We start from the raw sequence: 13736 nt of genomic DNA, 5'->3' as shown, positions 1-13736 counted from the left end.
GTGAGCGCACTCGAATTCGCACATCGAGTCCGGACCCGTCAACAGGCCATCGGCTACTGGGTGGTGCTCGACGACCCGGTCGCCACCGAACGGCTCGCCCGGCTCGGTTACGACTACGTCGCGGTGGACGCCCAGCACGGCCTCATCGGCTACACCGGCATCCGCAACGCGATGCTCGCCATCGACGCGGGAGCCACATCCGCGGCACTGGTACGGGTGGAGCAGAACGACCCGTTCGCCATCGGCAGGGTGCTCGACGCGGGCGCCACCGGCGTCATCGTGCCGCTGATCGACTCCGCCGATGACGCCGCGGCCGCCGTACGCGCGACCCGCTACCCACCGGAGGGACGCCGTTCGTACGGGCCGATGCGCTCACAACTGCGCGTGGGCCCCAAGCCCGCGGAGGCCAACGAGTCGGTGCTCGTACTCGCGATGATCGAAACGCCGCAGGGCCTGGACAACGTGGCCGAGATCTGCGCGACCCCCGGTCTCGACGGCATCTATGTGGGCCCGTCGGATCTGCGGCTCGCGGTCGGTGGAGAGACCTCCACCGACCCGGCCGTGGACGAGGTGTTCGAGCAGGCCGTCGCGAAGATCGCCAAGGCCGCGGAGACGGCGGGGATCGCCGCGGGCATCCACACGCCGAACGGCGAGATCGCCAGGCGCAGGCTGGCACAGGGCTACACGTTCGCGTCGGTGGCGAGCGACCTGACCCACCTGGAGCAGGCGGCGCGGGACCATCTGTCAGCCGCGCGGGGCGACCTGTGAGGCTGCGCGAGACCGGACCCGGCCGCGCCGAAGCCACGCTCACCGCCCCGGTGCCCCAGTCGCACGCGGCGAATCTCGCCGTGCTGCCCGGCGGCGACCTCGGATGCGTCTGGTTCGGCGGCACGCAGGAAGGTGTGCACGACATCCGTATCTGGTTCTCCCGCCTGGCGCCGGACGGAGACGAGTGGTCCGAGCCCGTCGCGCTGACCGGCGACCCCGACCGGTCCGACCAGAACCCCTTGCTGTTCACCGACCCCGGCGGCACGTTGTGGCTGCTGTGGACAGCGCAGCACGCGGGCCGGCAGAACACAGCCGAGGTGCGGGCGCGCCGCTCCAGCGACGGCGGGTACACATGGGACGAACCACGGGTGCTGCTGCCCGCCGACCAGACCCGTGGCGTCTTCATCCGGCAACCGATCCAGGTCACGGCCTCGGGCACGTGGCTGCTGCCCGCGTTCCACTGCGTCACACCGGCCGCGGGCGACTGGTCCGGCGGCGACGACACCAGCGCCGTGTACGCCAGTGACGACTCCGGCGCCACCTGGACCCGCCACGACGTACCGGGGAGCAGGGGCTCGGTGCACATGAACGTGCTGCCCCGCTCCGAAGGTTACGTCGCGTTCTACCGCAGTCGCTTCGCCGATGTGATCCGCTCCAGCACCTCGCCCGACGGCCTGACATGGACGGAGCCGGAGCCGACGGCGCTGCCCAACAACAACTCCTCCATCCAGGCCACCCGGCTCGGCGACGGCAGGCTCGCACTGGTCTACAACGCGAGCAGCGCCGCCCACGCCACGCACCGCAGGGCGGGCCTCTACGACGAGGTCGACGAGCACGGCGCGCTGGGCGGGCAGGATCGTCCGGCACTCGCCCACACCGGACGCGCGGACAGCACCGAGGCGTTCTGGGGCGCGCCGAGAGCGCCGCTCGCGCTGGCGACGTCGGCGGACGACGGACTGACCTGGCGCCGGCACACCGATCTGGCCCAGGGGGAGGGGACATGCCTCAGCAACAACTCCCGTGACGGCCTCAACAAGGAGCTCTCCTACCCGTCGATCGTCGCGGACGCGCGGGGCGCCGTGCACGTGGCGTTCACCCATCACCGTTCGTCCATCTCCTACGTCCGGCTCGACGCGGACTGGCCGGGCTGGCGGGAGACCGCGTGAGTCTGACCCTGATCACCACACCCACGTTCGGCCGGTTCTCCGACGAGCCGTGGGACCTGCTGCGCATGGCGGGCGTGCGTGCGGAGCGGCCCCGCGACGACGTGCCGCTGCCCCGCGCCGACCTGCTTGACCGCGTCCCCGAGGCCGAGGCACTGATCGTGGGGCTCGACCCGATCGACAACGACGTGTTCGAGGCCGCGCCCCGGCTCAAGGTCGTCGCCAAGCACGGTGTCGGCCACGACAACATCGACCTCGACGCCGCGCGCGAGCACGGCGTGCGGGTGGTGTACGCGCCGGGCAGCAACTCACGCGCCGTCGCCGAGCTGACGTTCGGTCTGCTGCTCGACGTCGCGCGCGGGATCTCCGCCAACGACCGTGCCGTACGGGCCGGCGGCTGGCCCAAGACGTTCGGCGTCGAACTGGCCGGGCGCAGCCTGGGCATCATCGGCTTCGGCCGGATCGGCAGGGTGATGGCCGGCTACGCCACCGCCTTCGGCATGGACGTGACCGCGCACGATCCGTACCTGCCCGCCGAGGCGTTCGGGACCGTGGCCTCGGCCGATCTCGACACGACGCTCGACAGTGACGTGGTGAGCCTGCACCTGCCCGCCGTCCCCGGCGCCAAGCCGTTGCTGGACCGCGACCGGCTCACCGCCATGAGGCCAGGGGCCATCCTGCTCAACGCCGCACGCGGTGGGCTCGTCGACGAAGTGGCCGCCGCCGAGCTGCTGCACAGCGGGCACCTGGCCGGAGCCGGTTTCGACGCCTTCGCCGTCGAGCCCCTCCACGACAGCCCGCTGCTGAGCTCTCCCAACGTGGTGCTGACCGCTCACATCGGCGCGTGCAGCCGGGAGGCGAACCGGACGATGGGCGTCGCCGTGGCGAGAGGCGTACTCGCCGTGCTCCAGGGAGCCCAGCCCCGGTACGCCGCGCTCTGACCCCACTCAACGCAAAGGACCGTCATGAAGATCGAACGTATTCGCATCGACAAGGCGAAGTTCGACATGCTCGACTTCTCCAAGCACCCCACCGGTTTCTCGCTGGTCTACACCCCCGGCAGCCGTAAGCCGACCAGCGCCTACGCGATCCGGATCTACACCGATGAGGGGGCGGTCGGCCAGTACGTCGGCGGTAATTCGGTGGCCACGGCGCAGGTGAAGATGTTCGGCGACTACCTCGTCGGCAAGGACCCGCTGCAACGCGAACTCATCTACAACGACGTCAAACGGCAGTTGCGCAAGTTCGACAAGATGGGCATGGGCTTCGTCGACATCGCGCTGTGGGACCTCGCGGGCCGGGTGCACAACGCCTCTGTCCGGACCCTGCTGGGGGGCTGGAAGACCCGGCTGCCCGCCTACGCCTCCACGGCGGCGGGCGACCGGAACGGCGGCCTCGACAGCCCCGAGGCGTACGCGGACTTCGCCGTGGCCTGCAAGGAGCTCGGCTACCGCGCGTACAAGCTGCACGTGTGGGACACCTACGAGGTGCCCGAGGTGGTGCGCACGATCGCCAGGGTGCGCGAGGCCGTAGGACCGGACATGGACCTGATGCTCGACCCCGGCTGCAAGCTGGAGACCTTCGCGCACGCCGTACAGGTGGGCCGCGCGTGCGACGACGCGAACTACCTGTGGCTGGAGGACCCGTACAAGGACACAGGCATCTCGATCTTCGGCCACAAGCGCCTGCGGGAGCTGATCCGCACGCCCTTGCTCCAGACCGAGCACGTGCGCGGTCTTGAGCAGCACATGGACTTCGCGATCGGCGGCGGCACCGACTTCATGCGCGCCGACGCCGAGTACGACGGCGGCATCACCGGCGCGCTCAAGATCGCCCATGCCACCGAGGCGCTCGGCCTCGACGTGGAACTGCACACACCGGGCCCCGCGCAGCGCCAGCTGATGGCCTCGCTGCGGAACACCAACTACTACGAGATGTCCTTCGTGCACCCCAAGTCCTCGGAGATCGGGCGCAGTCAGCTGATCTACGCCGACGACTACCGCGACGGGCTCACCGCGATCGGCGCGGACGGCTGTGTGCCGGTGCCCGAGGGTGTCGGGCTCGGCGTGGAGTACGACTGGGACGCCATCGAGGCGCACACGGTCGAGACCGTCGAGTTCACCGGATGACACCGGCGGCCACGGGGGTCCGCACAGAGAAGTCCCAGAGGGCTCGCACTCCTGTCGGTTGCCGTGAGCGCCATCTTCTACCGGGCCCGGAGAAGTTCGCAGCGATCGGCCAGCGCGCTCAGAGACTCGGCCTCGAAAAGATCGTTCAGGTCGATGCCGACTCCGAGGCGGGTATTGACGCGCGTGATGACCTGGACGGCGTGGAGGGAATGCCCACCGAGATCAAAGAAGTCGTCGGTGGCCGAGATCCGTTCCACGCCCAGCACCTCGGACCAGATCCGAGCGATGGTTTCCTCGATCTCGCCTCCGGGCGATACGAACTCGCCCGGCTCCGCCTGACGTTCTTCCGGTTGAGGCAGTTCCAACCGGTTGATCTTCCCGTTGGGCAGCAGCGGCAGCGTGTCCAGCACCACCACCTGCGCGGGCACCATGTGCTCGGGCAGCCGCTCGGCCAGGAACGCGCGCAACTCTCGCGCGTCCCCCGGGCGCAGGCCGGGCCCCTGGCCGTAACCCACCAGACGCTGCGAACCGTCCGGCCCCGTCATGGGCACCACCACGGCCGCCTCGACCTCCGGATGCGACCACAGCACCGCTTCGATCTCGCCCGGTTCCACCCGGAAACCCCTGATCTTGACCTGCTGATCGACACGCCCCACGAACTCCAGCGTCCCGTCCGGCAGCCACCGCGCCAGATCACCCGTCCGGTACAACCGCGCACCCGGAACCCCGGAGAAACAGTCCGGCACGAACTTCTCCGCCGTCAGCCCCGGACGCGCCCAATAGCCCACCGCCACACCAGGACCACCCAGCCACAGCTCACCCGGCACACCCACCGGCGCCAGCCACCCGAACCGGTCCACCACCCACGCCTGCGTATTCGCGATCGGCGGACCAATACGACCCGTCCCCTCCGGCTCCTCCACCAAGGGTTCGGATGTGGAGATGCAACTCACCTCAGTTGGCCCGTAGACGTTGTAGATCTGTGCGTCCCCCGCTTCGAGGGCACGCCGCACCATGGCAGGATTCATCGACTCACCTCCGATGTAGATCTGGTCCATCGAGGCGAAGGCATCCGCGAATTGCGCCACTGTCGCGTTGAACAGTGCCGTGACTATCACCAGCGTTGTCACGCCTTCTGAGCGCAACAGCTCCGGCAGCGCGACCGGGTCCACCACCACGTCCGGCGGAACCATGACCAGCCGTCCCCCGTTCAGCAGCGCACCCCACACCTCCAGCGTCAGAGGATCGAACGACGACGAGGAGATCTGTGCGATCACCGAAGACTCCGAGAACGACACGAAGTCCGTCCCGCAGACCAGCCGCACCACGCCCGCGTGTGGCAGCAAGGCGCCCTTCGGCTGTCCCGTGGATCCCGATGTATACGTCAGACACACCGGAGATCCGGCCGAAGCGACCGACTTGGCCGACTCCGGGATCCCCATGGGCCGCACCTGGCTGATGTCGATGGTGGTCCGGCCGTCCAGCGGGAGACGGTCGAACAGATACTCATGCCCCACCACCACCCGCGCCCCGGAATCCTCCAGCATGAACGCCAGCCGCTCCCGCGGATACTCCGGATCCAGCGCCACATACGCCGCCCCCGCCCGCAACACACCCAGCATCCCCACCACAAGATCCGCCGAACGCTCCACACACAACCCCACCACCCCACCACGCCCCACACCCACAGCCCGCAACGCCGCAGCCACCCCATCAGCCCGCGCCACCAACTCCCCATACGACACAGACACACCACGATCCCGCACCGCCACCGCACCCGGCCGCTCCAACGCCCGCGCCACCACCCCCTCATCCACCGAATCCCACACCAGATCCGCGGCCGTCGAATTCCACGAGGAAAACGCCCGCCGCTCCTCATCGGAAAGGACATCAATGGTGTCCACCCGACGATAAGGATCCTCAGCAACCGAATGCATCACCCGCAGATAGCAGTCGATGAAGGACTGAACCTGATCGTCGGTGAACTCGGCGGTGTGAAAGTCAATGACATGGTGGATGTCGTCCGACAGAGGATCACGCAGGAAGGCGCAGAGGAACGGGAAGTCCGTCGGTCCTACCCGGGCGCTCAGGTATGAGTCACCTCCGGTGCTTACGATGCTCACCCGGCCATCACCCAGGACATCTCCCAGCACGTGGAAGTGATTGTATGCGAAATGCGCCTCGTGTAGCCGGCCTCCGCCGGCCAGTGCCTGAATCTGCGCGCTCGGGTAGCGCCGGTACGGAATAATCTCCGTTTCGCGCTTGAAGACCGCATGAACGATGTCGGAGAAAGTGCCTTCAATCGGCACCGAAAAGGGCAAAGAATTCAGATACATGCCACGGGAATCAACGCCCCCTTCGGTCTCCGGTCGCCCGTTCGAAGCCACACCGGTTACCGGCATCGGATGCCCTGTCAGCGTCGACATGACAATCAGATGCACACTCAGCAGTACGCTCTTCAGCGGTAGACCGAATTGCAGCGAAACATCCGTCAGCCGATCGCGCAGCGCGTGATCCAGCTTGCTCTGCCTGGACCCGTAGAAATCGTCGTTGCGGGCCGACGGTGATCGGTCTGCCGATCCAGGGCTGTTGGCCGGCGGCATCACAACCCCACGCCCGGCAAGGGGCACACGAGGCAACAGCGGCAGTTCCCAGTCCCGCACAGCCTCCTCCCAGAACGCGGCCGAGGTATGCCCGAGTACCTCCCGCCGCTCAAGTGCGACAAAGTCCCGGAACTGGGAGGCCGGCGGCGGAGCCAATGGGGCGTCAGGGGCACTGAGAAGGGCAGCGTAACGGCTCAGTATCTCGTTGACGGTCGCATTCAGACTCCAGCCGTCCAGTATCGCGTGATGCTCTGCTATCGTCCATTGGAATTCGCGGTCGTCCAGCAGATGGACAACAAAGCGCATCAGGCCTGGAACGGTCGCGTCGAAAGGAAGCCCGCGCTGTTCTCCAACCGCGGCGTCCAGGACTTCCGCCCGCTCGTCTTCCGGGAGGGAACTGACGTCCCGCACTGCCAGGGAGATGCTCGCGCTCTCGTGAACAATCTGGAGCAGATCGTCGAAGCCGTTCATGTGCAGGGATGTACGTAGAACATCGTGGCGACTGACCACGTCGTCGACGGCTTGACGGAAGAGATCTTCCGAGAAGAGGCCACGTACCCGGAAGCTGTCCACGTTGTGGTAGAGATTGCGCTGGGTGTCCGCCTCCATCTCATAGATCATCCCTGTCTGAAGCGACACCAGCGGATAGGCGTCGACCGCGGTCGCGGGCATCCGCTCCCGATCCGACGGAGAAATCATGGAGAACGGATCCAGATCCTTGTCGCGAGCCGCGACCGGTGTGCAGCACCGGGCCAGAGCCTCGACGGTCCGGTTCTGAAACAGATCCTGAAGCTCGAACGTCAGCCCGCGCCGACGCACCGTGGCAAGCATGTGCACACCGCGGATCGAGTCTCCTCCCAGATCAAAGAAATTGTCCCGCGGGTCGACCCGCTCGACGCCCAGCACCTCCTCCCAGGCACCGGCGAGAATTCGCTCCTGCTCACTGGACGGTGGTACGTGACCACCGTCTTTCTCCCGGTACGCGGCGTACTTGGCGGACAACATCTCGGTGCCGCGGTGGCCGCGTACCGGTGCCGTCTCGGCGGAGGACCGGCCCCCCAGGTCCGAGAGCCTCAACTGCGGGTCGACCGCGGCCTTTTCGAGCAACGCGAGCAACTCGTCAACAAATCGCTGAACCGTTGCGACGTCGAACAGTTGCGAGGCGAATTCCACCTCGCCCCACATTCCGTCGGTACCGGCGTCGAAGATCAGCATCCCTAGATCGAACTTGGCCGTGCCGGTGTGCACCGAGCCGACCTCCGCCTCAGCTCCGTCACTCCATCGCCAACGACGACGCTCCACCTGATTCACACTGAAGGTGACCTGCACGAGGGGAGATCCGGCTCTCTCCCGCTCCGGCACCAGCGCGTTCACCAGCGACGTGAACGGCACATGCTCGTGCCCCTGGGCCGCGGAAGAACTCGCCCGGACTCGCCGCACCAGTCCGGCGAACGACGGATCACCCGCCAGATCCACCCTCACCGGCAGCGTACGAGCGAAGAACCCCACCGTACGGTCCAGGCCGACAGCGCCAGACCGCCCGCCACCCAGCACTCCGACGACCACGTCATCCTGTTCCGACCAACGGCTCACCACCACGTTGAACGCCGTCATCAGCACATGAAAAACCGTGGATCGGCACTCCCGTGCCAGAGCGCGAATCCCCTCGACCAGAGTTCCCGGGACGTCGAAGGCGATCATGTCACCCGCGAAGGACCGCACCGCGGGTCCAGGACGATCCCGCGAGAGACTCAACGCTCCGGGCGCACCCTCCAGGTATTCGCGCCACCACCCGATGCCTTCCTCCAACACCTCACCGGAAAGCCGGTCACGCTCCCACACCGCGAAATCAGCGTAAGACGGAGTGAACTCCGCTGGATCCGCCTCACGAGCCGGGGAACCCGCCTCGTAGAGTTCCTGGAGCTCCTGCTGAAGTAGCCGCAACGACCAGCCGTCGCAGACCACATGATGGAGGACGAGCCAGAGCAGCCCGTCTCCCCGCGTGCCCTCACCGAACCGCACGAATCCCGCCCGCACCAGCGGCGGCGCGCTCAGGTCGAAAGGTTCACGCACCCCCGCACGCACCACATTCCACGCCTGGCTCTCGTCAGTCGCGGAAACGACCGACCACGGCACGCCGGTCCCCACGTCGCACACCACGGGGACGGGACGCCCGTCCACTGTACGAATTCCCGAACGCAGGGCCTCATGACGGCCCACCAGCTCTTGGATCGCCCCGTGCAGTGAGCCCACGTCGCATCCGCCACGTACACGCACCACGAACGGGACGTTGTACAGCGCGCCTCCCCCCACCAGATGGTCGAGGAACCACAGACGCTCCTGACCGAGCGACACGACCGCCGGCCCGGTGCCCTCGCGGGACGGCACGCGCGACAGGGACGAGGCCCCGGCGGAGTCCTCGTCGACGGCGCGACTGATCACGGACGCGAGACCGGCCAGAGTGGGATGATCCTGGAGACTCTGGATGCCGATGTAGACGCCCCACGTCTTGGCGACAATCCCCATCAGGCGGGTTCCTGTGAAGGAGTCACCGCCGAGAGCGAAAAAGTCGTCGCCGGGGCCAATGGTGTCGAACAGGAGAAGGTCGCACCAGATTTCGGCGAGACGCTTCTCCGTGGAAGTTTCCAGCTGATCGGAGTCCAGCTGATCGGAATGACGAAGGGGCGCGAGCAGGGTCAGCCCCGGCGACCGGGAATGGCGGGCTTCCTCGACCGTACCCGGATTCTCCGTGCCCAAGGCGACCAGCAGCACCTCCAGAGTGCGTGCGTGGGCGTCGATGTCCGCCTGTGTGTGGCGGTCCGCGTCATAGGTCCACGTCGCGTTTACGGCTTCGCCACCCATGTCCACGTGAACCACAACGTCGGCGGAGTCGGCCTCACGCGGCATGGGTGGGACCGCGTCGGCTTCGGTGAACAGCAACGCGAGCCCCGGCACGGCCGGGGTGCGGGAATCACTGGATGCCGGCCGCACGGCGCCGAGTCTCGTCACCTCGGCCAGGGGCGTGACCGGTGTCACCGGCATCAGCTCCGGCACCGGGGCTGGATGCCCGGAATCGCGCAGGAAGAGGACAGTTCCTTCGTGGCCGTCCGCGGCGAGCATCGCGTGCAGGGCGGCTTCGACGACCCGTGCCGAGCCGACCCCGTGCCGAGTCGCCGCGTCGGTGATGTCCCGTCGGGCAGTCGGCATGACATGGGTCAGCGAGGCCCGCTCGTAGGAAAGAAGTCGTGGATCGGCCGTCCCGGGCAACTCGTGGGCAGGGCTGCCGCTGGAAGGTCCCTGAGGCAGGTCTCTCGTCACTTCTTCACTCCCTCGGTGCCCCGTCGCTGAACGGAGAAGTCGCCGATGACCAGCCGGTCCAGACCGCCCCGGACAAAGGTGTCCAGGGCCGTCGCCGGGTCACGCACGATCGGCTGACCGCGGAGATTGAAGGAGGTGTTCAGCAGCGCCGGTATGCCCGCCCTCTCCGCGAACTCCTCGAGAACCGCGGCCAGTCGTGGATTGTGTTCCGGCCGAAGGACCTGAACTCGCGCGCTCCCGTCGATGTGAGTGACCGCACCGAGATGGTGTCGGTGCCCAGGACGAGTGGCGGTGGCGAACAACATGTGCGCGTAGCGGTCTTCGGTGCCCGGCTCGATCTCGAAGAGCTCCGCCGCGGAGCGGTGCAGAACAATCGGCGCGAAAGGCCGGAAGTCCTCACGCCGCTTGATCAGCGCGTTGATGCGGTCCCGCATACCGCTTTCCCGCGGGTCCGCGAGAATGCTGCGATGCCCGAGCGCTCGCGGGCCGAACTCCATACCGCCCTGGAACCACGCGACCACCTCCCCGGCGGCCAGGGCGTCCGCGACCACGGCGGCGAGTTCATCGAAGTCGGCAAAGGACGTGGCCTCGCAGTCCCGCCGCTCGTCGATCGCCCCCTCGATCTCGGACCTGCTGAATGAGCTTCCCCAGTAGGGCATGGGAGCGTGGGCCACGGGCGGTGACTGGGGTGAGGTCGACGCCACATACATGGCGGCACCGAGTGCGGTGCCGTCGTCGCCGGCACCCGGCGGGATGTGCACCTCGTCGAAGAGGCCACTGCGCGCGATCACGCCGTTGGCCGTGCAGTTGAGCGCCACTCCTCCGGCAAAGCTGAGGGTACGCAGTCCGGTCTGCTCCTTGTAGTGGGAGAGAACGTGCAGGAGACAGGCCTCCAGCTCCGCCTGCGCGGCGGCCGCGACGTCCATGTGCCGCTGTTCCAGCGGCTCGCCCGGCTTGCGCGGCGTACCGAAGCGCTCGGCCAGCACACGCAGCGCTCCGCGCAGGCTCTCCTGCTCGACCAGTCCTCGGTCACGCGCGAGCAGCGGAATCGCGAACCGCCCACCCGGATGCCGCACCACCAGATCGGCGAAGTCTTTGGCGAAGCGGCCCCGGTCGCCGAAGGAGGCCAGGCCCATCACCTTGTACTCGTCCATCATCATGTCGAAGCCGAGATAGAGGGTGATCGCTCCGTAGAAGGTTCCGAGTGAATGCAGAACGGGAACGGTGTGAAGGATCTCGATGTCGCGGCCCTGCCCCACGGCCACCGTCAGGCTCTCCCTCTCGCCCATGCCGTCCGCCACGAGGATCAGTGACTCGGACGCGCCGGAGGGGTAATAGGCGCTGGCGGCATGGGCAAGGTGATGCGGCACGGGGCGCAGGCGCTCTCGCCAGTCGACGCCGGGAAAGTGCTCGCCCAGCCACTGGGCCTGAAGCTCCGGGTCGAAGACCTCATCGAACTGGCGCGTGCGGTAATCGCTGCCCTCGCCGGCCCCGGAGGGCCGTTGGTAGGCGAAGCCGTGCGCGACGACGTCCAGTTCATGCGCTTTCACACCGCTGCGGTCGAGGGCGTCGCGTATCGCGGCCGCCGGGAAGAGTCCGGTGGCCTTCTCCCCGGAGAAGCGTTCCTCCGCGGCGGCGGCGCGTACCTCCCCGTCCACCAGCAGAGCGGCGGCCGAGTCCTGGCCCTGGAGAATGCGAAGCTCGCGCTCGTCCAGGTCCGGCAGCTGGGCCCGTTTGAAGGCCGCACTCGTATGGAACCCACTCAGGCCGAGTATCTTCACCGGGAATCCTCCGACTTCGTTGCGGAACAGGTACGTCAGGAGTTGCTGGCAAGCGCCGTCAGCGCACGGCGGTCGACCTTGCCACTGGATGTCCGGGGCAGTTCGTCGACGATCGCGAACCGCGCCGGCACCCAAGCCCCGGGAAGCAGACCGGCGATGAACGTACGGAGCTCGGTGGCATCGGGATCGGCCCCGTCAGCCGGTTCGAGACAGCACAGCAGCGACGCCGTCTCGCCCTCTCCGGAGAGGAGGGTCGCCGCCCTGCGCACCTTGGGGTGAGACTCCACGGCGGCGTCGATCTCCACCAGTTCCACCCGATGGCCCCGCACCTTGACCTGGCCGTCTTCACGGCCGTGGAAACGAAGAGTGCCGTCATCCCGCCACGAACAGATGTCTCCTGTCCGGTAGACGCGGCCATGGACGGGATGGGTGACGAAAGCTTCCGCGGTGAGGTCGTCACGTCCGAGGTAGCCGACGGCGAGCTGCCGCCCTCCGATATAGAGTTCGCCCGGCTCGCCGACGGCGACCGGCACCAGACCGGGGCCGGACAAGACATGCGCGGTGGTCCCCGGAAGCGGCCGGCCGATGGACACGGGGCCCGTCGTCCCGGAAGTGAGTGGCTGCACGGTGGCCCAGATGGTGGCTTCGGTCGGTCCGTAACAGTTCCACACCTGAGCGCCGGTGGCGGTGAGGCGGGCTGCGAGATCAGGAGCCAGGGCCTCGCCCCCGCAGAGCAGAACGGTGTGAGACATGTCCTCGCGTAGCGAGTCCGTCATCAGACTCCACGCACTCGGGGTCGCCTGGATCAGATCGGCCCGCTGATCCAGCAGCCAGCGCGTGGTGTCGGCGGGGTCACGACGCCGGGCGTCTCCCACCACGAGCAGGACACCGTCGGTGGTCAGCGGATACGTGAACTCCAGCAGGGATATGTCAAACGTGGATCCGGTGAGATAGGCGGTCCTTCGGCCGTCGCCCAGAACATCGCGGAACGCTTCGACACAGCCGGCGAGCGCGCCGTGCGACACCCCCACGGCCTTCGGTTCGCCGGTGGACCCGGAGGTACACATCACATAGGCGAGTTCGCCGGGGCTGTGCCGGTGCTCCGGAGCGGAGCTGCCCCGAACGGGCCGGATCCGGGGCAGCGGTCCGGGAAGTGTGTTTCCCGGGTCTCCGACGACGGCCCGCGCACCGACGGCTTCCAGCTGACGTGCGACACGCGCTGCCGGATGGGTCGCGTCGACCGGGGCGAAGGCGGCACCGGCGTGCCAGACACCGAGGTACGCGGCGATCAGGTGACGGTTTCGTGGCAGAGCCACCGCCGCTACGTCTCCGGGTCCCAGTCCGGCCTGCCACAGCCCCGCCGCGTAGCCGGCGGCAAGAGCGGCCAGTTCCGCCCACGTCACACTGCCGGCGTCGTCGATCAGGCAGATGTCGCCGGCGGCACCCTTGCCCGCGTCGGCGATCGTCTGGGGAACGAGCCGGCTGGGAGGTGGCACGGCGGTACCGCTGGCGGCGTCGATGACGGTCTTGTCGCCAACTCCCCAAGGCGCCACGCTCCCCATGGGCTCATTCGCGAGACGATCCCACTGATCCAGGATGGCGACGACGCGTCCCCGCAGGAGTTCGCCGTCCACATACGGCGGGCCGTCCGGCATGTTGATCGACATGCCTCGGGCGGAAGTCTCAAGGGTCATGCCGATGCCGCCGGACACCCACGTCTCAAGGTGTTCGGCGGACTGCCGCCCGCTGATGCCCCGCACCGCGTCCGCCAGCGTGGCCCGCCAGGGCAGTACCAACGGCTTCGTGCCGGTGCCGTCGTCCGGACCGAGCTCGAAGCGCGGCAGTGCCTGCGCACGGCTCATCACCAAGCCCCCGGCCGCCGCGACACGGGCCGGGCCGGCCGATTGCGGAAGATCACCCGCGTTTCCTGTCATGAAGGCTCCTCCTGGCGGCATCGCACTCTCCGTAGGCGCG

At 67.8% G+C, this 13736-nt stretch carries 7 protein-coding genes; 4 read left to right on the top strand and 3 right to left on the bottom strand.

Going from position 1 to position 13736, the window contains the following annotated elements; genetic code table 11:
* The 4 genes from OIE74_RS08105 to OIE74_RS08090 are packed head-to-tail and all read left to right on the top strand — an operon-like array spanning nucleotide 1 to nucleotide 4060.
* Entirely contained in the window at nucleotides 1-768 is a 768-nt protein-coding gene (locus OIE74_RS08105; RefSeq protein WP_329380063.1) for an HpcH/HpaI aldolase family protein, read from the top strand.
* On the top strand, nucleotides 765-1934 hold the full coding sequence (locus tag OIE74_RS08100) for a sialidase family protein (protein ID WP_329380060.1): 1170 nt from the start codon (nucleotides 765-767) through the stop codon (nucleotides 1932-1934). The genes OIE74_RS08105 and OIE74_RS08100 overlap by 4 nt, the downstream gene beginning before the upstream one ends.
* Complete coding sequence (locus OIE74_RS08095; RefSeq protein WP_329380057.1) at nucleotides 1931-2872, top strand: phosphoglycerate dehydrogenase; 942 nt, start codon at nucleotides 1931-1933, stop codon at nucleotides 2870-2872. Before OIE74_RS08100 ends, OIE74_RS08095 begins: the two co-directional genes overlap by 4 nt.
* A 24-nt stretch (nucleotides 2873-2896) precedes the next feature.
* A complete protein-coding gene (locus OIE74_RS08090; RefSeq protein ID WP_329380054.1) occupies nucleotides 2897-4060 on the top strand; it encodes an enolase C-terminal domain-like protein in 1164 nt (387 codons plus the stop codon).
* A 77-nt stretch (nucleotides 4061-4137) separates the two neighbouring features.
* Here the strand turns inward: OIE74_RS08090 and OIE74_RS08085 are convergent, their stop codons facing one another.
* The 3 genes from OIE74_RS08085 to OIE74_RS08075 are packed head-to-tail and all read right to left on the bottom strand — an operon-like array spanning nucleotide 4138 to nucleotide 13696.
* Nucleotides 4138-9981 carry a non-ribosomal peptide synthetase gene (locus tag OIE74_RS08085; protein ID WP_329380051.1) on the bottom strand — a complete coding sequence of 1948 codons (5844 nt, stop codon included), beginning with the start codon at nucleotides 9979-9981 and terminating at the stop codon, nucleotides 4138-4140.
* The gene (locus tag OIE74_RS08080; RefSeq protein WP_329380048.1) at nucleotides 9978-11762 is read right to left on the bottom strand and encodes a carbamoyltransferase family protein; all 1785 of its coding nucleotides are present in this window, start codon (nucleotides 11760-11762) and stop codon (nucleotides 9978-9980) included. Before OIE74_RS08080 ends, OIE74_RS08085 begins: the two co-directional genes overlap by 4 nt.
* A gap of 35 nt (nucleotides 11763-11797) precedes the next feature.
* Nucleotides 11798-13696, bottom strand: coding sequence for an amino acid adenylation domain-containing protein (locus tag OIE74_RS08075; RefSeq protein WP_329380045.1), 1899 nt, complete (start codon nucleotides 13694-13696; stop codon nucleotides 11798-11800).
* Nucleotides 13697-13736 lie beyond the last annotated feature (40 nt).

Source organism: Streptomyces sp. NBC_01716 (assembly GCF_036248275.1).
Lineage (GTDB): Bacteria > Actinomycetota > Actinomycetes > Streptomycetales > Streptomycetaceae > Streptomyces.
This window is presented reverse-complemented; position numbering and strand designations above follow the sequence as displayed.

What these genes read in the sequence shown, in the direction of transcription:
- OIE74_RS08090 (WP_329380054.1), top strand. Translation starts at nt 2,897, where the DNA reads ATGAAGATCGAACGTATTCGCATCGACAAGGCGAAGTTCGACATGCTC.
- OIE74_RS08075 (WP_329380045.1), bottom strand. Translation starts at nt 13,696, where the DNA reads ATGACAGGAAACGCGGGTGATCTTCCGCAATCGGCCGGCCCGGCCCGT.